At 71.5% G+C, this 21,028-nt stretch carries 24 protein-coding genes and 2 pseudogenes; 15 read left to right on the plus strand and 11 right to left on the minus strand.

The annotated features are described in order from the left end of the window. Positions 1 to 11: 11 nt before the first annotated feature. Together ACLJQE_RS35030 and ACLJQE_RS35035 are read left to right on the plus strand one after the other, a co-directional pair. Complete coding sequence (locus ACLJQE_RS35030) at positions 12 to 803, plus strand: FkbM family methyltransferase (RefSeq protein WP_410643948.1); 792 nt, start codon at positions 12 to 14, stop codon at positions 801 to 803. Positions 804 to 1,190: 387 nt separating this feature from the next. After that, positions 1,191 to 1,568, plus strand: a complete 378-nt coding sequence (locus ACLJQE_RS35035) for a hypothetical protein (protein WP_410643837.1) — start codon at positions 1,191 to 1,193, stop codon at positions 1,566 to 1,568. Positions 1,569 to 1,615: 47 nt separating this feature from the next. Here ACLJQE_RS35035 and ACLJQE_RS35040 read toward each other — a convergent pair whose 3' ends face one another. Beyond that, complete coding sequence (locus ACLJQE_RS35040) at positions 1,616 to 3,598, minus strand: amino acid transporter (protein ID WP_410643838.1); 1,983 nt, start codon at positions 3,596 to 3,598, stop codon at positions 1,616 to 1,618. A 567-nt stretch (positions 3,599 to 4,165) separates the two neighbouring features. Here ACLJQE_RS35040 and ACLJQE_RS35045 point away from each other — a divergent pair. Next, positions 4,166 to 4,570, plus strand: a complete 405-nt coding sequence (locus ACLJQE_RS35045) for a ChaB family protein (protein WP_410643839.1) — start codon at positions 4,166 to 4,168, stop codon at positions 4,568 to 4,570. A gap of 15 nt (positions 4,571 to 4,585) precedes the next feature. Here the strand turns inward: ACLJQE_RS35045 and ACLJQE_RS35050 are convergent, their stop codons facing one another. Then, positions 4,586 to 4,978, minus strand: coding sequence for a hypothetical protein (locus tag ACLJQE_RS35050; protein ID WP_410643840.1), 393 nt, complete (start codon positions 4,976 to 4,978; stop codon positions 4,586 to 4,588). A gap of 352 nt (positions 4,979 to 5,330) precedes the next feature. Between ACLJQE_RS35050 and ACLJQE_RS35055 the strand changes: the two are divergent. The 6 genes and pseudogenes from ACLJQE_RS35055 to ACLJQE_RS35080 all read left to right on the plus strand — a co-directional run bounded on the left by ACLJQE_RS35055 (position 5,331) and on the right by ACLJQE_RS35080 (position 8,873). Next, positions 5,331 to 5,778, plus strand: a pseudogene (locus tag ACLJQE_RS35055) (chemotaxis protein CheB). Between the two features lie 47 nt (positions 5,779 to 5,825). Then, positions 5,826 to 6,173 (plus strand): chemotaxis protein CheB, encoded by a 348-nt coding sequence (locus ACLJQE_RS35060; protein ID WP_410643841.1) that lies wholly within the window; start codon positions 5,826 to 5,828, stop codon positions 6,171 to 6,173. After that, positions 6,170 to 6,685 (plus strand): chemotaxis protein CheB, encoded by a 516-nt coding sequence (locus tag ACLJQE_RS35065; RefSeq protein ID WP_410643842.1) that lies wholly within the window; start codon positions 6,170 to 6,172, stop codon positions 6,683 to 6,685. Before ACLJQE_RS35060 ends, ACLJQE_RS35065 begins: the two co-directional genes overlap by 4 nt. After that, complete coding sequence (locus tag ACLJQE_RS35070) at positions 6,682 to 7,446, plus strand: ATP-binding protein (RefSeq protein WP_410643843.1); 765 nt, start codon at positions 6,682 to 6,684, stop codon at positions 7,444 to 7,446. Before ACLJQE_RS35065 ends, ACLJQE_RS35070 begins: the two co-directional genes overlap by 4 nt. 93 nt (positions 7,447 to 7,539) lie before the next feature. After that, positions 7,540 to 8,438 (plus strand): annotated as a pseudogene (locus ACLJQE_RS35075) (PAS domain S-box protein); the annotation flags it as partial. A gap of 48 nt (positions 8,439 to 8,486) precedes the next feature. Next, positions 8,487 to 8,873: a hypothetical protein gene (locus tag ACLJQE_RS35080; RefSeq protein WP_410643844.1), complete on the plus strand. Its 387-nt coding sequence runs from the start codon at positions 8,487 to 8,489 to the stop codon at positions 8,871 to 8,873. A 19-nt stretch (positions 8,874 to 8,892) separates the two neighbouring features. Here ACLJQE_RS35080 and ACLJQE_RS35085 read toward each other — a convergent pair whose 3' ends face one another. Further along, positions 8,893 to 10,545 (minus strand): glutamate--tRNA ligase, encoded by a 1,653-nt coding sequence (locus ACLJQE_RS35085; protein WP_410643845.1) that lies wholly within the window; start codon positions 10,543 to 10,545, stop codon positions 8,893 to 8,895. Positions 10,546 to 10,694: 149 nt separating this feature from the next. Here ACLJQE_RS35085 and ACLJQE_RS35090 point away from each other — a divergent pair, with 149 nt between their 5' ends. The 5 genes from ACLJQE_RS35090 (at position 10,695) to ACLJQE_RS35110 (ending at position 13,674) form a co-directional block, all read left to right on the plus strand. After that, positions 10,695 to 10,997 carry a DUF1905 domain-containing protein gene (locus tag ACLJQE_RS35090; RefSeq protein WP_410643846.1) on the plus strand — a complete coding sequence of 101 codons (303 nt, stop codon included), beginning with the start codon at positions 10,695 to 10,697 and terminating at the stop codon, positions 10,995 to 10,997. A gap of 88 nt (positions 10,998 to 11,085) precedes the next feature. Then, a complete protein-coding gene (locus ACLJQE_RS35095) occupies positions 11,086 to 11,580 on the plus strand; it encodes a YbaB/EbfC family nucleoid-associated protein (RefSeq protein ID WP_410643847.1) in 495 nt (164 codons plus the stop codon). 11 nt (positions 11,581 to 11,591) lie between these two features. Continuing rightward, the gene (locus ACLJQE_RS35100; protein ID WP_410643848.1) at positions 11,592 to 11,927 is read left to right on the plus strand and encodes a hypothetical protein; all 336 of its coding nucleotides are present in this window, start codon (positions 11,592 to 11,594) and stop codon (positions 11,925 to 11,927) included. Beyond that, a complete protein-coding gene (locus ACLJQE_RS35105; RefSeq protein ID WP_410643849.1) occupies positions 11,924 to 13,051 on the plus strand; it encodes a hypothetical protein in 1,128 nt (375 codons plus the stop codon). Before ACLJQE_RS35100 ends, ACLJQE_RS35105 begins: the two co-directional genes overlap by 4 nt. Next, entirely contained in the window at positions 13,048 to 13,674 is a 627-nt protein-coding gene (locus ACLJQE_RS35110) for a hypothetical protein (RefSeq protein WP_410643850.1), read from the plus strand. Before ACLJQE_RS35105 ends, ACLJQE_RS35110 begins: the two co-directional genes overlap by 4 nt. Here ACLJQE_RS35110 and ACLJQE_RS35115 read toward each other — a convergent pair. Both ACLJQE_RS35115 and ACLJQE_RS35120 read right to left on the minus strand, forming a co-directional pair. After that, complete coding sequence (locus tag ACLJQE_RS35115; protein WP_410643851.1) at positions 13,671 to 14,075, minus strand: ATP-binding protein; 405 nt, start codon at positions 14,073 to 14,075, stop codon at positions 13,671 to 13,673. The genes ACLJQE_RS35110 and ACLJQE_RS35115 overlap by 4 nt on opposite strands. A 73-nt stretch (positions 14,076 to 14,148) precedes the next feature. Next, on the minus strand, positions 14,149 to 14,430 hold the full coding sequence (locus tag ACLJQE_RS35120) for a hypothetical protein (RefSeq protein WP_410643949.1): 282 nt from the start codon (positions 14,428 to 14,430) through the stop codon (positions 14,149 to 14,151). Positions 14,431 to 15,043: 613 nt separating this feature from the next. Here ACLJQE_RS35120 and ACLJQE_RS35125 point away from each other — a divergent pair. Further along, positions 15,044 to 16,150, plus strand: coding sequence for a S1 family peptidase (locus tag ACLJQE_RS35125; RefSeq protein WP_410643852.1), 1,107 nt, complete (start codon positions 15,044 to 15,046; stop codon positions 16,148 to 16,150). Between the two features lie 44 nt (positions 16,151 to 16,194). On the opposite strand, the gene ACLJQE_RS35130 is transcribed toward ACLJQE_RS35125, so the two are convergent. From ACLJQE_RS35130 to fadD8, 6 genes are all read right to left on the minus strand, one after another. Next, on the minus strand, positions 16,195 to 16,455 hold the full coding sequence (locus ACLJQE_RS35130; protein ID WP_410643853.1) for a GlsB/YeaQ/YmgE family stress response membrane protein: 261 nt from the start codon (positions 16,453 to 16,455) through the stop codon (positions 16,195 to 16,197). Between the two features lie 18 nt (positions 16,456 to 16,473). Next, the gene (locus ACLJQE_RS35135; protein WP_410643854.1) at positions 16,474 to 16,866 is read right to left on the minus strand and encodes a hypothetical protein; all 393 of its coding nucleotides are present in this window, start codon (positions 16,864 to 16,866) and stop codon (positions 16,474 to 16,476) included. Positions 16,867 to 16,958: 92 nt separating this feature from the next. Continuing rightward, positions 16,959 to 18,152, minus strand: a complete 1,194-nt coding sequence (locus ACLJQE_RS35140; RefSeq protein WP_410643855.1) for a hypothetical protein — start codon at positions 18,150 to 18,152, stop codon at positions 16,959 to 16,961. 125 nt (positions 18,153 to 18,277) lie between these two features. After that, positions 18,278 to 18,838: a PadR family transcriptional regulator gene (locus ACLJQE_RS35145; protein WP_410643950.1), complete on the minus strand. Its 561-nt coding sequence runs from the start codon at positions 18,836 to 18,838 to the stop codon at positions 18,278 to 18,280. Positions 18,839 to 18,844: 6 nt separating this feature from the next. Continuing rightward, the gene (locus tag ACLJQE_RS35150) at positions 18,845 to 19,234 is read right to left on the minus strand and encodes a nuclear transport factor 2 family protein (RefSeq protein WP_410643856.1); all 390 of its coding nucleotides are present in this window, start codon (positions 19,232 to 19,234) and stop codon (positions 18,845 to 18,847) included. An 88-nt stretch (positions 19,235 to 19,322) separates the two neighbouring features. Next, positions 19,323 to 20,924, minus strand: coding sequence for a fatty-acid--CoA ligase FadD8 (fadD8, locus tag ACLJQE_RS35155; protein ID WP_410643857.1), 1,602 nt, complete (start codon positions 20,922 to 20,924; stop codon positions 19,323 to 19,325). Positions 20,925 to 21,028 lie beyond the last annotated feature (104 nt).

Consider the following 21,028-nt stretch of genomic DNA (forward strand, 5'->3'; position numbering starts at 1 on the left):
TGCGCGTGACCATGGACACGATCGACCTGCACAGCATCAACCCGTGGGAGGTGTCCTTCCTCCGCGAGGAGGTGGGTGCCTACTTCGCCAACGGCGTCGAGCTCGCCCCCGGTGCGACCGTCCTCGACGTCGGCGCCAACATCGGCGTCTTCTCCGCGGCCGTGTACGAGCGGCTGGACGGCGACGTGCGGATCTACGCGTTCGAGCCGCTCCCGCCGCTCCACGCGACGCTGGAGCGCAACGGCCGCGACTTCTTCGGCGGACGGCTGACCGCGTTGCCCTACGGGCTGGCGGCCGCCGAGGACGAACTCGACTTCAGCTACTTCCCGGCGGCGACCATTTTCTCGTCGTCGTGGCGGGACGCGGCGAACGTCGACGCCGAGCGGCGCCGGGTCACCGCCAGCGTCGTCGAGATGATCCGCCGGGGCGGGCTGGGTGCCGGGCTGCGCCGCGTGCCCGCGCCGATCCTGCGCGGGATCGTCGGGCGCAAGCTGCGGGTGATGCGGGAACTCGAAACCCACCGCGTCCGCGTCCGGCCGCTGTCGGCGGTGCTCGACGAGCAGCGCATCGAGCGCATCGACCTGCTGAAGGTCGACGTCGAAGGCGCCGAGCTCGAGGTCCTGCGCGGGCTCGAAGACCGGCACTGGCCGCTGGTCCGCCAAGCCGTCGTCGAGGTCGAAGGGTGGCGGCAGCACCGCGACACCGTCCGCGAGGTCTTCGCCGCGCGCGGCTTCACGGTCGAGGCCACGCAGGACCCCGTCCAGGAGGCCGCCGACATCGGCATGGTGTTCGCGGTCCGCTAGCCGCGGTACCCGAGCCAGCCGAGGTCGACCGCACCGGCGTCACCCGCGGCGAGGTGCGCCCCAAGGTGGCCTTCGGTGCGTTGGACGCACCCAAGGTGGCCTTCGGTGCGTTGAACGCACCCAAGGTGGCCTTGGGGCGCGCTACCGGGCCGCGGTCACGAACCTCGGACGCGCGACCCCTTTCGGCGCCGGCGCCATTGCGCCACGGAACCCCGCAGTCTCTCTCCGGATACGGCCGGATCCTGTCCGTTCCTGCCCGCCACCGTGGTGGCATGTCCGGTGACCACGGGTGATCATGGACGGGTGTGGTCCGCCAACCGGGTGGCAGGGCCGGGCACCGCCGTTGCATACTGCTGGGATGGCGCCCAGGAACCCGGAGACCGCACGGTGAGTCCCCGAGAGGGGCCGAAACGCCCGAAATTCGGCCGCATCGACCCGTTCTGCCTGATGGCGGTGCTGCCGGTGCTGCTCGTCGCCGGGATCCTCGGCGCACTCGTCCACATCGCGCTGGGCATCGGCTGCGCGGTGTTCGCGGGCTTGATCCTCCTGTTCGACTCGTGGGTCAACCGGCCCCGCCCGGTCCCGCAGGCCGCCCGCCCGCCCCGGCCGGCCCGCCCGGGACCCCCACCACCGGCCCGCGGACCCGCGCGGGCACCCGGCCGCGCACCCGCAGGCGGTCCCCGCCCGCAGGACGGCCGTGGGCCCGCGCGAGCACCGGCCCGCGCCCCGGTTCGGCGGGGAGGTCCACCGCCTGCTGGGCGGTGAGCGTTCGGGGCTTGTGGTGAGCTCGTGACCCCGTCCGGTTGGGCGTGCTAACCGCCCACGTGGATGCCCGGGCGGCGAGCCGGGTCCTTCTCGCTGCTGCGGATGATCTCCCGGACGACCGGTGCCGTGTCGCCGCGGCCGAGGAGCAGGTAGCGGAACAGGTGACCGAGCGGGTTGCCCTCGGACCATTCGAAGTAGCAGCGGGGTTGCACGCCCGTCACGTCGCGCAGGGTCAGCAGGATCGCGGCGATCGCGTTGGGCGCCGCGGGGCTGTCCGTGCGGAGGATGCGGTAGCCGTCGATCTCCACGCCGCGCACCTTCAACACGTTGCTGAACTCCGAGGGGTCCACGACGTCGACCTCCAGGAACAGGATGTCGGCGGCGCCGGGCACCGGGTTCATCCCGCGCTGTTCGGCTTCCTTCGCGGAATACTCGGCGTGGTCGCCGTCCTGGCGCTTGTTGGCGACGATGTTCAGGGCGCCGTCGTGGGCCAGTGAGTCGGCGATGAAGCGGCGGGCCTCGTCGTCGAACTCGATGCGGTCGGCGCGCAGCTCCGTCGTCCGCGAAACGCGGGACACCAGCGAAACGACGATGATCCCGAGGATGAACAGGGCCGAAATGGCGATCCCGTCCGGCTTTTCGATGACGTTTTCGACGAGTGCGTACAGCAGGACGAGCGTGAGGACGACGAAGCCGGCGGCCGCGCCGCGCTGACGTCGCCGGATCGCCGAGATGCTGACCGCGACCGCGCCGGAGACCATCATCGCCAGGATCCCGGTCGCGTAGGCGCCGGCCTGGGCGTTGACGTCGGCGCCGAACGCGATGGTGATGAGGACGCTGATCGCGGTGTAGACGAGCACGACCGGCCGGACGGCGCGGCCCCACTCCGGCGCCATCCCGTAGGACGGCAGGTACCGCGGGACGATGTTGATCAGCCCGGCCATCGCCGACGCGCCGGCGAACCACAGGATCAGCACGCTGCTGATGTCGTAGGCGGTCCCGAAGACCTCACCCAGTTCGCGGTGGGCGAGGTAGGCCATGGCGCGGCCGTTGGCCTCGCCGCCGTCCTCGAACGCGTCGGCCGGGATCAGCACGGTGGTGACGAAGCTGGTGGCGATCAGGAACACCGACATGATGAGCGCCGCGGCGGTCAGCAGCTTCCGCGTGTTGCGGATCCGCGATTCCCGCTTCTCCTCGGCGGTCTTCCCGTCGGCCTTGACCAGCGGCATCATGCTGACGCCGGTTTCGAACCCGGAGAGCCCCAGCACCAGCAGCGGGAACGCGAGGATGGCCGGCCCGATGACGCCGGTGAAGCCGCCACCGCCGGCGGTCAGCGCGTCGGTCCAGTGCGAGAGCGCGGCGGGATCACCGAGCAGGTCGATCACGCCCGCGACCGTCACCACGGCGTTGAGCAGCAGGAACACCGCGACGAGCGGGATGGCGACCCCGACGGCCTCGCTGAAGCCGAGCAGGAACACCCCGCCGAGGACCAGCAGCAGCACGACGGTGATCAGCACCGCGTGGCCGTGCAGGAAGCCCGGCAGGTACGGGTTCTCCAGCATGTGCACGGTGGCGTCCGCCGAAGACAGCGTGATCGTGATGATCCACGACGTGGCGACGAACCCGAGCAGGGTGAGGACGAACAGCTTGCCGCGCCAGAACGGCAGCAGGTTCTCCAGCATCGCCACCGAGCCCTGGCCGTGCGGGCTTTCGCGGGCCACCCGGCGGTACATCGGCAGCATCCCGAGCAGCGTCAGCGCGACGATCAGCAGGGTCGCCAGCGGCGAGAGCGCCCCGGCGGCGAGCGCGGCGATACCGGGCAGGTAGGAGAGGGTGGAGAAGTAGTCGACGCCGGTCAGGCACATGACCTTCCACCAGGCCTGCGGCGTGCCGTGGTCCTCGCCGCCCGCGCGCCCGACCGGCGCGACGCGGTGCTCCAGCAGCCACCGGGCCACGGGCGAGCCGGGTGGCTTCGGCGGCACCGGGCTTTCGACGCTGGCCGGCACGCTCAAATCGGGTGAAACACCCATAACGCCCTCTTGTCCCCTCGTCCCCGGATAGCAGTGGCCACCAGCATGCCCGACCCGGCAGCGGCCCCGCGCAGGAGGCTCCGCCCGCCCGCTCGGGTCCTGTTAGGACGGTAGCGGCGCCCCGTCGCCGGCGCGAGGTCGCCACGCCGGTGCGGCAGCCGGGTCACATCCGGGCGATCCAGGTCGTGGTCGTGCTGGCCGCCGCCCCCGCAGCTACGCGACCCGACCCTGCAGCTACGCGATCCGACCCTGCAGCTACGCGATCCGACCCTGCAGGTACGCGACCCGACCCTGCGGGTACGCGACCCGACCCTGCGGGTACGCGACCCGACCCTGGAGGTACGCCAGCCGACCCTGCGGGTACGCGACCCGACCCTGCAGGTGCGCCAGCGGACCCGGCAGGTACGCGAACCGCACCCGGCGCAGCGGCACCGCGTACCCGGCCGGGTCGGTTTGCGTACCGGAACGGTCGGCCGGCGTACCCGGACAGTCGGTTCGCGTGCCCGGACGGTCGGCCGGCGGGCGCTCGCCGTTTCACCACGGGCGGTGGCGGGTAGCCGAGGTGGCATGCCCGGACGCGAAGACTTGCCCAGCACCCTGCTGCGGTCGCCGCGCAAGGCCCAGGACACGTGGGTCGCCGCGCACGACTCTGCGCTGAAGACCTACGGTCCCGGCCGGCGGGCGCAGCAGACCGCCTACTCGGCCTTGAAGCACACCTTCGAAAAGGTCGGCGACCACTGGGAGCCCAAACCCGAACGCGGCCCGTCGGACGAGCAAGCCGCCGGGGGAGCGGGGCAGCCCGGACGGCCGACCCGTGGCGGCGTCAACGCCACCGCGAGCCGGCAGCACCTTTACGAGCGCGCCAAGCAGCTCGGTGTCCCTGGCCGTTCGCGGATGTCCAAAGAGGAACTCGTCGCCGCGCTGGAAAAGGAGAACCGGCGGCGGACCGACCGGGCCCGCCGCTCCCGGTGAACCCGGTGGGGACGCTCAGAACTCGTCGCCGTCGGTGAGTTCGTGCTCGAAGGCGTCCGCCCGGGCGACGACCGCCTTGAGCGGCCGCTCGAACTCCTCCAGGATGCTGAGGTCCTCCAGCGGCACCGTGTGCTTGAGCAGCGCGACACCGTCCACCACCGCCGCGCCGCCGACGGCCGAGCCGCCGGCGAGCTCGAGCAGCCGCCGCAGGTCGACCTTGTCGGCCCAGCCGACCGGGGAGGAGATCTCGATCCACGAGCCGCCGTCGAGCTCGGCGAGGTGGTGCACCGTCACCTGCTGCGTCCGGTCCCGTGGCCCCTCCAGCCGGAACCGCAGCCAGTCCTCCGACTCCTCGAGGACCTCGTACCGCGTCCGAACAAAGTTGATCACGTCGATCCACGTGGTCACCCGCTGTGCCTCCCGCCTTCGGCCTGCCTGCGTGGTCGAGCATCTCACGTCCGCGGGAACCGCGGTGCCCTGGTCGCCGGGGCGGCCCCGCGACACCACGAAACCCGTGCGCGGCCGTCGGGAAGTGCGGCGGGTTTTGCCGGTCGACGCCGGCGGTGAGCGCCGGTGACCTCCGGCGATCCGGCGCGGTTCCCGGTCGTCGCCCTGGTCGCCTCGGCGGGCGGCTTGGACGCCCTCGCGCGCGTTCTCGGCCCGCTGCCCGCGGATCTCCCGGCGGCGGTGCTCGTCGCCCCAGCACCTGGACCCGGACCGGCCGAGCCTGCTGACCGCGATCCTGGCCGAGCGCACGGCCCTGCGGGTGGCCGACGCCGTGGACGGTGCCGAGCTGGTGCCCGGGGTGGCCTTGGTCGTCCCCGCGGCCCGGCACCTCCTGCTGACCCCGGAGTCGCGGATCGCGCTGCTCGACGTCGGCGCCCTGCCGCCGGCGCGGCCGTCGGCGGACCTGCTGCTGGTCACGCTCGCCGTCAGCTGCGGATCGCGCGCTGGCCGTCGTCCTGACCGGCAAGGGCACCGACGCCCAGGTCGGGATCCGGGCCGTCGTCCGCTTCGGGGGCACCGTGTTCGCCCAGGACGAGGCGACGTCCGCGCACTTCGGCATGCCCGGCGCGGCCAGCGGCACGAGCCTGGTCCACGCCGTGCTGCCGCTGCCGGGGATCGCCTCCGCCATCCTCGGCCACGTCCGTCCGGCGGACGCGGCGGATCCGGCGTTTAGCCCGCCCGGCGGGGGCTACCCGGAGTAGTGAGCGGCTTCCACTACCGTGCGGGGAAGAGTGAGGAGGTGGACGCTGTGCCACCTTTCCGGCGCGACCTCGTCGCGATCGGCGCTTCGGCCGGAGGCGTCGAGGTGCTGCGGTCGGTGGTGTCCGCGCTGCCGCCCGGCTTCCCGGGCACGGTCCTGGTCACCCTGCACCTGTCCGCCGGGACGCGCAGCGCACTGGGCGGCATCCTCGACCGCGCGGGTCCGCTGCCTGCCCGCTTCGCGCGGCACGGCGAACCGATCGAGCGGGACACCGTGTACGTCGCGCCGCCCGGCCGGCACCTGCTCACCGACGACGGATCCCTGGTCCTCACCCAGGGCCGACCGAGAACGGGCACCGGCCGGCGATCAACGCGACGTTCCGGTCGGCGGCCGTGACCGCCGGGCCGAGGGCCATCGGGGTCGTGCTGTCGGGGGTCTTGGACGACGGGGCGGCCGGGCTGCGCGCGATCGTGGGCCGGGGCGGGCTCGCCGTGGTCCAGGACCCGGCCGACGCGCTGTACAGCGGCATGCCGCAGAACGCGCTGTCGCTGGTGGACACCGAACACGTCATGCGGGGCGGCGAGATCGGCGTGCTGCTCGACAAGCTGGTCCGCCTCGACCCGGCGGGCCGCTACCGCTGCCGGATCGGGCACGCGTGGCCGGCCCAAGCACTGCTCGGGGCCCACGACGACGAGGTCCGGTTCGCGCTGCAGAAGGCACTGCGCGCGCTCGACGAAAAGGCGGAGCTGGCCAGGAAGCCGGCCGCGCAGTTCGCCGCCCGGCCCCCGGGCGGGTTGTCGGAACGTTACGCCGCTTCGGCCCGTGAAGCCGCCGATGCCGCCGAGACGCTACGCCGGTTCTTGCTCGAGACGAGCGAGCGGCCGGCAGAGGAGGCTGCTTCACCATGAACCGCACTCCGGTCCACCTGACCGTCGAACGCCACGGGGAGGCGACTGTCGTGCAGGCCACCGGTGAGCTGAACCGGGTTTCGTACCCGGCGTTGCGGGACGGCCTGCTCAAGATCGCCACCGACGCGCCGGAGGGCCTGGTGGCCGACATCAGCGGGCTGGTCATCGCCGACGTGGCGCTGGTGAGCGTCTTCTCCCTGATCGCCATGCGGATCGGCGACTGGCCGGGCATCCCGTTCACGCTCGCGGCCGGCGGGACCGGCCACCGCGAGCTGCTCAGCCGCCACGTCGTCGACCGCTACGTCCCGGTCCGCGCCGACCTGGCGGCCGCGACGGCGGCACTGGCGCACCCGGTGCGCCGCCGGTGCGAACGCGTCTTCCCGCGCAGCGAGGGTGTCTCGGCGCAGATCCGGGAGTTCGTCACGGGCAAGCTGACCGAGTGGGACGTGGCCGAACTCGGCGAAGACGCCCGGCTGATCGCCACCGAGCTGGTCGAGAACGTGCTGCGGCACACCACTTCCGATCCGAAGCTGCGGCTCGACCTGCGCCGGGGGATCTGCACGGTAGCCGTGGCCGACCAGGACACGCGGCCGGCCGTGCTGCTCGAACGGCTCTCCCCGTTCGAGCCGGGCATGGGGCTGAAGCTGGTCGCGCAGATCGCCCGTACCTGGGGCTGCAGCCGGTCGTGGGCCGGCGGGAAGGTCGTCTGGGCGGTGCTGCTCCCCGGTGCCCGCACCGCCGGTGACCGTCCGGCCGGGTAGCGTGTCGGACCGTGACCGAGCCCAGGGAATCCCCGGCGACTTCGAGTCCGTGCTGACCTACCTCAAGGAATCGCGGGGCTTCGACTTCACCGGGTCGAAGCCTTCCGGCAGCGGGTGAAGATCTACGCCACCGACGTCGACGAGGAGGCGCTGGCGCAGGCCCGGCACGCGGCCTACCCCCCCCGGCGGAGGTCGACGGCCTCACCGAGGCGCAGCTGGAGCAGTACTTCGAGCTGCAGGGCGGCCGCTACTGCTTCCGCAAGGACCTGCGCCGCTCGGTCATCTTCGGGCGCAACGACCTGGTGCAGGACGCGCCGATCTCCCGGATCGACCTGCCTCGAGGAACTGCGCGAGCACGCCTTCTCGGCGAACTCGGTCGCCCAGATCGTCTTCACCGAAGGGGAGACGACGGCCCTGATCAACGCGCAGGCGGAAGTCGCGTTCGGACTGTCCGAACGCGATGTCGGGCGGCCGCTGCGCGACCTCGACGTCTCCTACCGGCCGGTGGCGCTGCGCGCGTACGTCGAGCAGGCCCGGCTGGAACGCCGGTCGCTGCGATCAAGGACGTCGAGTGGCGCCGGGCCGGGGAGACCGTGTGGTACGAGGTGCACGTCAACCCCTTGGTGAACAAGAACAAGACGCTGCTCGGCGTCTCCGTGGTGTTCCACTCGATCCGGGCCGGCATCGTCGTCATCGACGCCGAGATGCGGATCAAGGCGTGGAACCGCGGCGCCGAGGACCTGTGGGGCGTGCGGCGTGACGAAGCCGAGGGCACGCACCTGCTGAACCTGGACACCGGCCTGCCGGTCGCCGACGTCCGCCCGATGGTGCGCGAAGCGCTGTCGGACCCGTCGTACTACGGCGAGCTGCTGCTCGACGCGATCAACCGGCGCGGCCGCACGACGGTCGTCCGGCTGCTGTGCAGCTCGAACGGCGAGAGCCACGGCGCGCTGCTGATGATGGACGAAGCGAAGCCCGGACAAGCCCCGTGAGCCATCGGGGGATTGCGGCGCCGCGGCGCGGCTGTTATCCGTTGACCCATGGGGTTGACCAAGGTGTGGCTCGCGACACTCAGTGACGGCCTGATCCGCGCCGACCAGGTCGTCGGCCTGACCGCGCACGCGACGCCGGCGCTGGCCGGGAAAGCACCGCGCTGGCTGCTCGACGTGACCCTCCGGGTGCCGGCGGGCAGCGGCAGCGTGGACGGCTGGGACGTGGGGATCCTCCACCGCACGCTGATCCAGACGCCCGGCGAACCGGTGGGGGCACCGGAGGCACTGGCCCGCCTCCTGGCCCGGCTGGACGGCGAGGACGCGGCCGGCTTGATCACCGCGGTGGCCGACAGCGGGGCCAGGACCCAGCCGGCGAGCGTGGTGCGGTTCGGCTTCCGTCCCTTCGAGGACGACGGCGCGGGCCCCGGCGCCTGACGCCGGGGCCTCCTCGTCGCTACTTGGTCAGCGCGGCGATCCGGCCGAGGACTTCCTCCTGGCCCAGCGCCTGCGTGATCGCGTGCAGGTCGGGGCTGCGCGTCGACCCGGTGAGGGCGATGCGGATGATCTGCGACGCCTCGCGGATGGAGCCGGGGAAGTCCTCCGGGTTCTTCTTGAACTCCTTGGCGTTGCGGGCGAAGCCGTGCTTGGCCGCGACCGCGCGGATCTGGTCGAACCACTCCTGGCCGTCGTCGAGCTGGCGGTAGTCCGCGGCGAAGTCCCGGGCCACGGCCCGGACGACCGCGGGGTCGACCCCGAGAGCGGCGATGCGCTCGTCGTCCGGTCCGGTGACGGCCGCGTGGAGCTGCGGGAAGAAGAAGCCGTAGACCGCGCGGAACTCGCCCCACTTCTTCAGGTCCTTGCGCGGGTTCTCGGCACCGTCGCGCTCCACGGCCAGCGCCCGCAGGGCGAGGTCCGGCTCCTCGTCGAGGACCCGGCGCAGCTCGGGGTCGAACCGCTCGGCCCAGGTGCGGACGGCGTCGAGGATCGCGGCACCGGAAAGGGTGGCGATGTGGTCGGCGGCGATGTCGTCGAGCTTGACCAGGTCCACCAGCGGGCCGGCGACACCGCACTCGTCGAGGTTGATCGGCTCGGTCAGCGCCTGCTCGAGCGGCAGTTCGGCGAGCCGGCCGTTGGCGAGGCCGCGCAGGTAGTACAGGACGGCTTCGGCGGGGTAGCCGGCCTCGATGTAGAAGTCGACGGACGCTTCCGGGTCCTTGCGCTTGGACAGCTTGCGCTTGCTGCCGCCCTCCTGCTTCATCAGCGGCGCGATGTGCGCGTAGGTGATCGGCTCGAAGCCGAGCGCGTCGAACAGCTGCTGGTGCACCGGGACCGACGAGATCCACTCGTCGCCGCGGATCACCAGGTTGACCCGCATGAGGTGGTCGTCGACGGCGTGGGCGAAGTGGTAGGTCGGCAGCCGCGGGCTCTGGTCGGAGCTCTTGAGGATGACGACGTCGTTGCGGTTGGCCTCGGCTTCCAGCGGCCCGCGGATGGCGTCGGTGAAGCGGGCGCGCGCGCCCGTGTCGTCCGGGGCGCGGAACCGCACGACGTACGGGGCGCCCGCGTCCAGCTTGGCCTGGACGTCGGCCGGGTCGGCGTCGCGCCAGATGGCCCAGCTGCCGTAGTAGCCGGTGGGCAGCTTCGTGGCCTGCTGCCGCTGGGTGATGGCGGCCAGCTCTTCCTTGGTGGCGAAGTCGAGGTAGGCCTTGCCCTGGCGGAGGAGCTCGCGGACGTAGGTGAGGTAGATCCGCTCGCGGGCCGACTGCTGGTAGGGGCCGTAGTCGCCGCCGTGGTCGATGTCCTCGTCGGCGGCGAGGTGGAAGTAGGAGAAGCCGCGCTCGAACTGCTCGAGGGCGCCTTCGACCTCACGGGACTGGTCGGTGTCCTCGACGCGCACGAGGTACCGGCCGCCGGAGCGCCGGGCGACGTCCTGGTCGATGGTGGCGACGTAGATGCCGCCGACGTGCACGAACCCGGTCGGGGACGGGCCGAAGCGGGTGACCAGCGCGCCCTCGGGCAGCTGCCGGGCGGGGTACTGCTGCTCCCAGTGCCCGGGCTCGGGCAGGTCGGCAGGGAAGAGGGCGTCGATGACCGCTCGGTCCAGCATGGGTTGTTCTCCCCGCGTCGTGGTGCACATGCGTCGGCGAAATGGTGGTCGTTTTCGCCGACGAAGAGCCTAGCCGTGCGGCCTGCCGCCACTTCCGGGCAGGTGGTGCTCGTCCGGAAACTGTCGGTGCCTCGTGTGACACTGCGGGCGTGATCATCGTCTTCGAAGCAGAGCTGTGGGAATGGGATGCCCGGCGCACCGACAGCTGGGTCTTCGTCAGCCTGCCCGCCGAGGCGTCGGACGACATCCGCGAGCTCGCTGCCGAGCCGCGGCGGGGCTTCGGTTCGGTGCGCGTCCGGGTGACGATCGGGGCCACGAGCTGGCAGACCTCGATCTTCCCGGACGGTGCGCGCGAGGCCTACGTCCTGCCCCTCAAGCGGGCCGTCCGGGTGGCCGAAGGTCTCGACGTGGGGGACGTCTGCACCGTGACCGTGGAGCTCGACGGCGGCTGAGGACCCGATCCGGCGAAACGCGATCCGCGGCGGAACGGATCTGTCATGATGCGGGCACAGGGGCCCCGAACCGCGCAAGGGAGACACGATGTCCGCCCAGATGGACGAGCTGATCGCCCAGTTCGAGAACTTCCGGAGCAAGGTGCGGCAGGCCGAGGCCCGCTTCGCCGGCGTAGGCGACATGCAGGAGCGGATCGCCCGGCTGGAGACCACCGTCACCTCGCCGGACGGCACCGTGACCGTCACCGCGGGCGCCGGCGGGACCATCACCGACCTGCGGCTCACCGCCGGGGCCACCCGCGTCGAGGCCGGGCAGCTGGCGGCGACGATCATGAACACCATCCGCCGGGCGGCGGCCGGGGCCGCGCAGCAGCAGGCCGGCATCGTGGACGAGACCTTCGGCGACGCGTTCGGCGTGGACGTCTCCGCGCAGGTGCGCGAAGCCCAGGCGGAAGCGTTCGGAACCGCGGCGGCCGAACCCGCGTCGGACCCACAGCCGCGGCAGCCGTCGCGGCCCGTCCGCCGGCCCGCTGCCGGGGACGACGACGACTTCGACCAGGGCCCCATCCTCCGCCGATCCTAGGGAAACCCGCGATGCCAGACGGAATCCAGACGAACATCGGGGCGATCTCCGCCTACGCCAAGCAGCTGCCGTTCTACGAGCAGGAAGCGGACAAGTTCGGCGCGAAGATCGACGCCGCCGACGTGACGAACGAAGCGTGGGGCCTGGTCGGCCTCTTCGCCAAGCAGGGTTACACCGACCGCCTCGCCGAACTGCGCTCGCTGCTGACCGACCTGAAGGACGGCGTGGACGGGTTCACCACGAAGCTGACCAAGGCCGCGGAGATGTACCAGGGCGCCGAAGACGCCGGCAAGGTCACCTTCGGCCGGCACGAGGCGCAAATCGACGCGATCGGGCAGGGCGAATGACCGAGCCGAAGAAGAGCATCGCCGACGCGCTGGACGTCGGGGCCTACGACGAGAGCATGAGCGCCAACCTCGACCGCGCCGCCGGCTTCGTCCCGGTGGCGGGCACGATCTACAAGTCCGGCAAGAAGATCGGCGAGCACGCCCAGCAGGCCGCGGAGGCCGACAGCCCGGCCGAGCTGGCGTCCGCGGGGGCCGCGCTGGTCGGCGACGGTGCGGCGTTCGTCGGTGCCGCCGCCGCCGACATGGTCACCTTCGCCATGGACCCGATCGGCTGGCTCGTCAGCCACGGCCTCAACATGCTGCTCGAACTGGTCCAGCCGCTGCAGGACGCGCTGCACCAGGTCACCGGCGACGGCCCGGCCATCGGCCACGCCTCCGGAAACTTCGTCACGATCGCGCAGGGCTTCGTCGCGCTCGCCGACGACTTCGAGCGCACCGGCGACACCGCGCTGGCCGAGTGGGTGGACGAAGCGGGCAACGCGGCGAAGGAAGCACTCGGCGACTTCTCCTCCGGCATCCGCGGCATCGGCTCGGCCGCCGGGTCGGTCGCCGAGGTGCTGCAGATGTGGTCGATGGTCATGGTGGTCATCGAAGAGGTGATCAAGGGCATCATCACCGAACTGGTGTCCTGGCTGATCACCCTGTGGCTGCCCGCGCTGGCCGCGTCGGTGATCAGCTTCGGCGGCTCGGTCGCCGCCGCGATGACCGCGTCCATCGCCAAGGCGGCCACCGTGCTGCAGAAGGTGACGCGCTACCTCGGCAAGTTCGGCAAGCTGCTCGACACGTTCATGGAGTTCCTGGTCAAGTACTCCGGGAAGCTCGAGGTGTTCGCCCGCAAGCTGCGCATCGGCGTGATGCCGGGGGAGACGAAGTTCGGCTTCGGCGCGGCGGCGCAGGGTTTCCAGCCGAGCAACCGGGTGCTCACCACGATGTTCGGCACCGACGCCGGGGTGAAACCGTTCCTCGCCGGTGCCGGCGTGAAGGCCGGCATCGGGGCGGGGAAGGGCGCGTTCGCCGAAGGCAAGGAAGCCGTCACGCCCGAGGGGGATGAACCGTGGTTCGACAAGAGCGAGATCGGCGGGGACCGGAGCCCGGAGGAGACCCGCAAGGACCTGGACATTTGAGCGGGTTCGCCGGACGCGTCGACCGCTGGTCCGAGGAGACCCAGGTCCGGCCCGGGTTCCGCGAACGCGTCGAGGCGCTGATGCGGGAGCGGTGGCACGAGCCGGTCATCGTGCTGCGCCTCGGCGACACCGACGTGGGTTTCGCCGTGCCCGGCCGTCGTCCGGACGGCACCGTCGAGGGCAAGCGGCTGGTCCGGCGGTTCTTCTGGAACATCCTGCGCGGGATCGGCACGGCGGTGTTCTCCGTGTTCGCGCTCGTGAACGGCGGCGCGCCCGGACGGCCGTCTCAGCGGGACATCGGGGTGTCCGGCCCGGAAAACGCGATGGTCCTCGACCTGGCCGACCGGCTCGGCTCGGTGAAGGGACCGTGGCTGGTGTGCTCGCCGTCGTGCCTGGCGGTGGTGGACACCGGAAGGACCTTCACCGACCCGGCCGACGCGCCGCCGCCGCGGATCGTCTGGGAAGCACGCAAACCCCAGGCGCCCGAGCTCAGCTTCCGCAAGAGCACGCTGACCTGGCCGGACGGCTCGACCTTCCGGTTCCCCCTGCACGGCAGGTCCGAGCAGCAGCACCTGCGGAAGTTCGTCGAGTTCCCGGACGTCATCCACTGGAACGGCCGCTAGTCCGCACAGGCGAGGCGTGCCCAGACGACCTTGCCGTCGTCGTGGTGGCTCACGCCCCAGGTGAGGGCGAGCTCGTCGACGAGCAGCAGGCCCCGTCCGCCGGACCGGCCCGGCACCCGCAGCCGCGGTTCGCCGGTACCGGTGTCGGCGACGGCCACGGTCACCACGCACGGATCGTGCGCGACGTGGAGCCGCAGCTGCCGCGGGCCGGTGGCGTGGACGTAGGCGTTCTCCAGCAGCTCGCCGATCACGATCACGGCGTCGACCCGGTCGGCGTCGGTGAGCGACGCCAGCTGCGCCTCGGCCCACCGGCGCGCGGCGGCCAGCCCCGAGGGGTCCGCTCCGGCGACGTCCAGCACCTGCCACCCCGGCTCGTGCGCCGCGCCCCAGTTCACTCGCACCGTGCGACTCCTCCTTCTGAGGAGGGCTACCCGGAAAACCGGGCGATACTCGTCCGGTGCCGCCCGGCCGGCGCTAGCGGAGCCCGGTCCGCCAGAGGAACGCGGCGCGCAGAGCTTCGATGAGCGTTTCGTCGTCGGCTTCGCTGGGGAGGTCGCCCATCGGGAGCCAGAGGCCTTCGTCCGGGACGCCGGCGATCACCCGCGTGAGCGTGACACCCGGATAGGTGAGCGTCTCGCGACCGCCATCGACGTCGGAGACGATGACGTGCCGGGACTCCGCCCGGACGAGCACCTGCCGCTGGTCGTTCATGTCGCGTGTCTTCCCGAGGCCGAAAGTCGTGCCGCCGTCAAGCATAGACACGCAAAGCGGCGAACACCTTCGGGCGAACAGCGGATTCTCGTTCACTTCAGCTCAAGAACCACTGCAGGCCAACATCTCCGCTGGCGGGCACGGCGCGCTCCGAGGGGGAGGTGAGCACGCCGTGCCCGTATCCGGAACGGTACGCCGCACCCGGGCCGGGGGCGGGGGAACCACTCGTACGCCGGAGCAGCGCACGGTGACGCACCGGTTTTGTCGGTGCTCGCCGATACGCTGGACCCGGGGGGCGCCCCCGCGGGCGGAAGTGGCTTCGCCAACCTGCCCGACGGCTCGTTTGCGTTGCCGAGTAACGGTTTCCGGCGCCCAGGACCCCGGCCTTCCGCGGCATCGGCCGGTGGCCGCTCGGGAACGGCGCGGATCCCGAGGTGCGTCGCCACCGGAGCCAGGCCCTGCTGCCCGCTTGCTGTGCGCAAACCACCGCTGGGCGAATTGCCCGGTACCTATCTTTTGTCCTGTCCGACGAAAGTCGGTACCGCCGCGCCCGGCCGCAGGATCACCCTCGATCACCGGTGCCGGTCCCCGGTGCCGCTCATCCGGCGTGGCCACCCCAGCGCCGGCTCGTCCGCGATCGCGAAAGTGAGTTACCGGCATGCGCAGAACGTCCCCGGGACACCACCTCCTCGCCCGCTCCGCCACCTCTCTCGTGGCCGCCGCCGCGGCCATCGGCTTCTTCACCCCCGTCTCCGCCTCCGCCACCACCATCGACGGCTACTCCGCCACGGTGCAGCAGGAAGCAGTTGCTTCCCTGGCCGCGGAAGCCGGGATCAGCGAGGCCGCCGCCGTTGCCCTGCTGCGCACCCAAGCGGCCAGCGTCGACACCCTGCAGCGCGTCACCGCTTCCCTCGGGTCCCGCGCCGCCGACGGGTACCTCGACGCCGCCGCCAAGCCCGTCGTCAACGTGCTGGACCAGGCCGCCGCCGACCAAGCCGTGCAGGCCGGCGCGCAGGCCCGGCTGGTCAAGCACTCCAGCGCCGCGCTGGCGAGCGCGCAGGACACCCTGCAGGCGCTGCCCGCGGTGGCGCACACCTCGATCGGGCTCGACCCGAAGACCAACCAGGTCGTGCTGACCGTGGCGGACGCCGCCAAGGGCACCGAAGCCCTGCTGAAGGCGGCCGGGTCGCTCGGTGACCGGGTCCGCGTGGAACGGGTCGCCGGTGAGATGCACACCGCGATCTACAACGGCGAAGCCATCACCGGCGGCGGCACCCGCTGCTCGGCGGGCTTCAACACCAACCGCGGCGGCCAGAACTACCTCATCGACGCCGGCCACTGCACCCGCGCGGTGTCGCAGTGGAACGTCGGCCCGTCGCAGGGCGCCAGCTTCCCGACCAACGACTACGGCCTGATCCGCAACACCACCGGCAGCGCACCCGGCGCGGTCACCCTGTGGAACGGCTCCACCCAGCGGATCAGCTCCGCCGGCACCGCCACCGTCGGGCAGCGGATCAGCAAGAGCGGCAGCACCACCCGGCTCACCTCCGGGTCGGTGCAGCGGACCAACGTGACGGTGAACTACGCCGAAGGTTCGGTGTACCAGCTGATCCAGACCAACGCGCTGGTCAACCCCGGCGACTCCGGCGGCTGCCTGTTCGCCGGCAGCGTCGGCCTGGGCATCACCTCCGGCAAGGGCGGTGGGAGCTCCTACTTCCAGCCCGTCGGCGAGGCGCTGAGCGCCTACGGCGTCACCCTCAACTGAACCGACGCCGGTGGGGGCACCTAGCCGGTGTCCCCACCGGTGCGTCAGTCGCGGCGGTGGAAGATGAGCCGGTAGCCGGCCAGGATGATCAGGGCGCCCAGGACGGCCAGGCCCCAGGTGCGCAGGTCGAAGAACGTGCCGAGCTCGGTGTGGAAGAGCGTCTTGCCCACCCAGCCGCCGACGAACGCGCCCGCGACGCCCAGCAGGACCGTGATGATGCAGCCGCCGGGGTCCTTGCCCGGCATGAGGGCTTTCGCGATCACCCCGGCGATGAGACCCAGCACGATCCAGGCGATGATGCCCACGGGGTGTCCTTCCGTCCGCTACCTCTTGACGGCACAGGATGGCAGGCCACCGCCTCGGCGGCGCGCCAAGCCACGCGGACGTGACCCGGATCTCACCCGGTCAGCGACGGGTTCGGTGGTGGCGAGGACGACGTGCTGATCCTGCTCGGTGCGCAGCGCCTGCTGCGTCACGGTCAGCGGGCCCACCAGGGGGTGGTGCATTTCGTAGACCGCGGCACCGCCGGACTTGACGCGCTGGTCCGCCCACCACGCTGCGAACTCCGTGCTGCGGAAGGAAAGTTCGCCGACGAGGGTGGCCGGGCGCGGGTCTTGGCCGGCCCGTGTGGCCGGCCGGCTTTGTTCGAGCCTCGAGTAGTAGGGCGTGCTCACCCCGGCCAGCCGGGCGAGCTCTTCGCGGCGCAGCCCCGGCACCCGGCGCAACCACACCCTCGCGGGGTGCGGCTCGAGGGTCAAAAAAAGGCCCGCCCGGAACTGTCCGGACGGGCCCTTCGCGATCAGGCTGCTCAGCCACCGCCGTAGGTGGCCTGGGTGACCGCGAAGACGTTGCGGTTGCCCGTGCCTTCCTGCAGCGACCAAAGCAGGTCGGCGGCGGTGTCGTCCTCCCAGTACGAAATGCTCTCGCCGCTGCTCACCCAGGAGAACGTCTGCGCGGCGGCCGCGGGCTTCCAGTAGTAGAGCTGCTTCTGGCCCGACGACTGGAACCACCAGCGGCCGTTGTGCGAGGCCACGCCGTTGAGCTTGTACCAGGGCAGCTGCAACGCCTGGCTCGCCGTCGTCGTCGCGGCGAAGGTGCCGGAGGCGGCGAACGGGTAGCGGATCGCCCGCGGTGCGCGGTTCGGGTAGGCCGTGCAGCCGGACGAGCAGGTGTACTCGGTCATCACGATCGACTTGCTGACGCGGTCGAGCGAGATCGACGACCACGCGAGGTTCGTTCCCGACGTCGTCTTCGAGGCGATGCTGCCGACCTGCGGCAGGACGTAGGCGTAGTTGTGGGCGTAGTACGTGCTGCCGCTCTGGTGGCCGATCTGGTCGGCGGTGCCGCCGGTGTTCGTCTTGAGGATCTTGCGCATGTCGAACACGCGCATACCCTTCCCGGTGTCGGCGACGTAGAGGTAGTCGCCGTACCAGGACATGCCGCCGACGTGGATCGGGATGTCCTTGAAGTCCGGCGCCGCCGCGGTCCCGGTCGGCTCGACCAGCAGGATCTTGCGGTAGGCGTTCGGGTAGTCGGCGTCCCAGTCGACCAGGGTGATCCGGCTCCGCTGCTGGCCGCCGTCGCAGCCGTCCTTGGTGTACCAGCTGACCGCGATGAGCTGGTGCCCGTCGTAGTGGCCGCCGTTCGCCGTGCCCACGGCGTCGCGGCTGGTGGTGATGCCCTGCGGGTAGTTGGTGCAGTCGGAGTTGTCGCCGCTGTCGAACCGGAACCCCGTGGAGAGCCCGGCGACGGAGAACGACGACGGCAGCGCGGTGCGGTCGTGGTTCGCGTTCTCCATCACGGTGTGGACGGCCGCGGTGCCCAGCGTCGACACCAGGGCGCTGTTCACCGCGTCGAACTGGTTGTAGTTGGCGGTCAAGGTGTATTGGTCCGCGGGCAGGGTGGCCGGCGCGGCCGCGGCGGCGGCCGCCGGCGCGGCGACCAGACCCGCGAGCACGCCGGCGGCCAGCGCGGCCTGGGCGAGGCGATGGTGCAGTGACATGGGGACCATCGTCGGACGGGGCCGTACAAGAGCCGTACAACCGCGGGTGAACACTTTCCGCCCGTCCCGCGACCTCCGGGCTTCCGAAAGGTCCACATCGGACATACCGGGTGCGCCGGGCCGGGCTAAGCCGGTCCGCCACGCCGGTCGAGCACCTTCAGCGACTGCTCGCACCACCGCAGGTTCTCCCGCTCGAACGACAGTCCCCGCATCAGCGTCAGGTACGGGCCGATCCGCTCGGCCTCGGTGAGGTAGTCGTCTTCGAAGCGGCCGTCCAGCAGCCGCGCGCGAAGCCGTTCGTAGCCGGCGATCTTGGCCTCCGCCCGGGCCATCCGCTCCGCCAGTGCCCGCCGGACCGCGGTCTCGTCGCCCACGTCCACGGCCTGGACCTGCACCAGCAGCTCGTCGCGGATCACCCCCGGCCGGGGCGGGCGCGCCGTGAACCCGTGCAGCGCCCGGCGCCCGGCTTCGGTCAGCGAGAACAGCCGCTTGTCCGGGCGCCGCTCCTGGTGGACCACCCGGGCCCGCACCAGGCCGTCGGCCGCCATGCGGTCGAGCTCCCGGTAGAGCTGCTGCGGGGTGGCCGCCCAGAAGTTCGCCACCGAAGCGTCGAACCCCTTGGCCAGGTCGTAGCCCGACGCCTCGCCTTCGAGCAGCGCCGCCATCAGCGCGTGCCGCAGTGCCATACTCAACTAGTTGACTGCTTCGCGCTGGATCCGCTCGAACTGCGCCGCCATCGCCGCCTCGAGGGCGTGTGCTGCCGACAGCGGCCGGACCATCACCGTGAACTCGTCGATCAGGCCGTCTTCGCCGAAGTGTAGGAAGTCGCAGCCCTCGACCCGCACGTCCCCGATCCGGGCCTCGAAGACGAGCGCGTGATCCCGGCCTTCGCCGCCACTCAGCTCGCGCACGTACCGGAAATCCTCGAACACCCGCAGCACGCCGCGCAGGATCGCGGCGGTGATCGCCTTGCCAGGGTACGGCTTGAACGCGACCGGGCTGCGGAACACGACGTTCTCCGCCAGCGTCGCGGCCATGGCGTCGGGATCGCGTGCCTCGACGGCCTTGCGGAAGCTGCTCATGCCTACCCCTGACCTACTCAATTAGTTGACTATCCAGGGGCAGTGTACCCGCTCGCCTTCGGTGACCACGTGGCGGCCGTATAACGGCCTACACGCCGGCGCTGCGAGGCTCGTACCGGGCGCGCAGCGCCTTCTTGTCCGGCTTGCCCAGGCCGGTCATCGGCAGCGACTCCGCCACGATCACCTGCTTGGGCACGTGCACCGGGCCCTTGCGTTCCCGGACCGCCGCCTGGATCTCGCCCGTGAGGCGCTCGAGGTCGCCGTCCGCGTCCTTGCGCAGGACCACCACCGCCGTCACGGCTTCGCCCCACTTCTCGTCGGGGGTGCCGATCACGCCGACCTGCGCGACCGCCGGGTGTTCGGCGACGACGTCCTCGACCTCGCGGGGGAACACGTTGAACCCGCCGGTGACGATCATGTCCTTGACCCGGTCGACGATGAACCAGAAGCCGTCCTCGTCTTCGCGGGCGACGTCGCCGGTGTGCAGCCAGCCGTCGCGGAAGGTCTCCGCGGTGATCTCCGGCAGGTTCCAGTAGCCGCCGGCGAGCAGCGGGCCGGCCACGCAGATCTCGCCCGGCTCGCCCGGCGCCACCGGGGCGCCGTCGGGGCCGAGCAGCGCCGTGCGCAGGAAGGCCGACGGACGGCCGCAGGAGGCCAGCCGCGCGTCGTCGTGGTCGCCCTTGGCGAGGTAGCTGATCGCCATCGGCGCCTCGGACTGGCCGTAGTACTGGGCGAAGATCGGGCCGAACCGGTCGATCGCCTCGCGCAGCCGGACCGGGTTGATCGACGCCGCGCCGTAGTACACCGTCTGCAGCGAAGACAGGTCGCGCGTGCGCGAGTCGGGGTGGTCCATCAGGGCGTAGAGCATCGTGGGCACCAGCATGGTCGCGGTGATCCGCTGCTCTTCGATGATCCGCAGGACCTCGGCGGGGTCGAACTTCGGGACCACGATCAGGGAGCCGCCCTTGAGCAGGGTCGGTGCGAAGAACGCCGCGCCGGCGTGCGAAAGCGGGGTGCAGATGAGGAACTTCGGCGCTTCGGGCCACTCCCACTCGGCCAGCTGGATCTGCGTCATCGTGGTCATGGCCTGCGCGGTGCCCATGACGCCCTTGGGCTTGCCGGTCGTCCCGCCGGTGTAGGTGATCGAGACGACCTGGTCCGGCGGCAGCACGGCGGGCACGAGCGGCTGCGGCTCGAACGTCGCGGCGGCCGCCGTCAGGTCCTTGCCGACGTGGGCCAGCCCCTCCGGCACCGGCCCGATGGTGAGCACCTGCGTGAGCCCCGGCACCTTTTCGAGGAGGCCGAGCGCACGGTCGGTGAAGGCGGGCACCGGGTCGATGATCAGCGTGGTGATGCCGGCGTCGGCGAGGATGTAGGCGTGGTCGTCGAGCGACCCCGGGGGGTGCAGTGCCGTCCGGCGCGAGCCCTGCAGCTGGCCGGCGGCGATGATGAGCAGGACTTCCGGCCGGTTGAGCGACAGCAGCGCGACCGGCGCGCCCGTGCCGGCCCCGAGTGCCTCGAAGGCCTGGGCGTACTGGCTGACCTGCTCGGCGGTCCGGCCGCCGGTCATCGTGGTCTCGCCCAGCACCATGACCGGCTTGTCCCGGTGGCGTTTCAGCGCCGAGACGACCAGGTGGCCGAGGTGGTTCGGATACCGCATCGCCTGCTCGTCCATCCCGGTCCCTTCCACGGCGCCAGACTAGAACACGTTACTGTTTCCGGCAAGATACGGCGATCAGGTCGCGTTTGTCAGGTGGGCGACGTGGTGGAACAGGTTTCAGCGCCGCGGAGGAC

This window comes from Amycolatopsis sp. lyj-346 (assembly GCF_046548975.1).
Classification (GTDB): domain Bacteria; phylum Actinomycetota; class Actinomycetes; order Mycobacteriales; family Pseudonocardiaceae; genus Amycolatopsis.

What these genes read in the sequence shown, in the direction of transcription:
- ACLJQE_RS35030 (WP_410643948.1), top strand. Translation starts at nt 12, where the DNA reads ATGGACACGATCGACCTGCACAGCATCAACCCGTGGGAGGTGTCCTTC.
- ACLJQE_RS35040 (WP_410643838.1), bottom strand. Translation starts at nt 3,598, where the DNA reads ATGGGTGTTTCACCCGATTTGAGCGTGCCGGCCAGCGTCGAAAGCCCG.
- ACLJQE_RS35045 (WP_410643839.1), top strand. Translation starts at nt 4,166, where the DNA reads ATGCCCGGACGCGAAGACTTGCCCAGCACCCTGCTGCGGTCGCCGCGC.
- ACLJQE_RS35070 (WP_410643843.1), top strand. Translation starts at nt 6,682, where the DNA reads ATGAACCGCACTCCGGTCCACCTGACCGTCGAACGCCACGGGGAGGCG.
- ACLJQE_RS35080 (WP_410643844.1), top strand. Translation starts at nt 8,487, where the DNA reads ATGGGGTTGACCAAGGTGTGGCTCGCGACACTCAGTGACGGCCTGATC.
- ACLJQE_RS35085 (WP_410643845.1), bottom strand. Translation starts at nt 10,545, where the DNA reads ATGCTGGACCGAGCGGTCATCGACGCCCTCTTCCCTGCCGACCTGCCC.
- ACLJQE_RS35095 (WP_410643847.1), top strand. Translation starts at nt 11,086, where the DNA reads ATGTCCGCCCAGATGGACGAGCTGATCGCCCAGTTCGAGAACTTCCGG.
- ACLJQE_RS35100 (WP_410643848.1), top strand. Translation starts at nt 11,592, where the DNA reads ATGCCAGACGGAATCCAGACGAACATCGGGGCGATCTCCGCCTACGCC.
- ACLJQE_RS35105 (WP_410643849.1), top strand. Translation starts at nt 11,924, where the DNA reads ATGACCGAGCCGAAGAAGAGCATCGCCGACGCGCTGGACGTCGGGGCC.
- ACLJQE_RS35120 (WP_410643949.1), bottom strand. Translation starts at nt 14,430, where the DNA reads ATGCTTGACGGCGGCACGACTTTCGGCCTCGGGAAGACACGCGACATG.
- ACLJQE_RS35125 (WP_410643852.1), top strand. Translation starts at nt 15,044, where the DNA reads ATGCGCAGAACGTCCCCGGGACACCACCTCCTCGCCCGCTCCGCCACC.
- ACLJQE_RS35140 (WP_410643855.1), bottom strand. Translation starts at nt 18,152, where the DNA reads ATGTCACTGCACCATCGCCTCGCCCAGGCCGCGCTGGCCGCCGGCGTG.
- ACLJQE_RS35145 (WP_410643950.1), bottom strand. Translation starts at nt 18,838, where the DNA reads ATGGCACTGCGGCACGCGCTGATGGCGGCGCTGCTCGAAGGCGAGGCG.
- ACLJQE_RS35150 (WP_410643856.1), bottom strand. Translation starts at nt 19,234, where the DNA reads ATGAGCAGCTTCCGCAAGGCCGTCGAGGCACGCGATCCCGACGCCATG.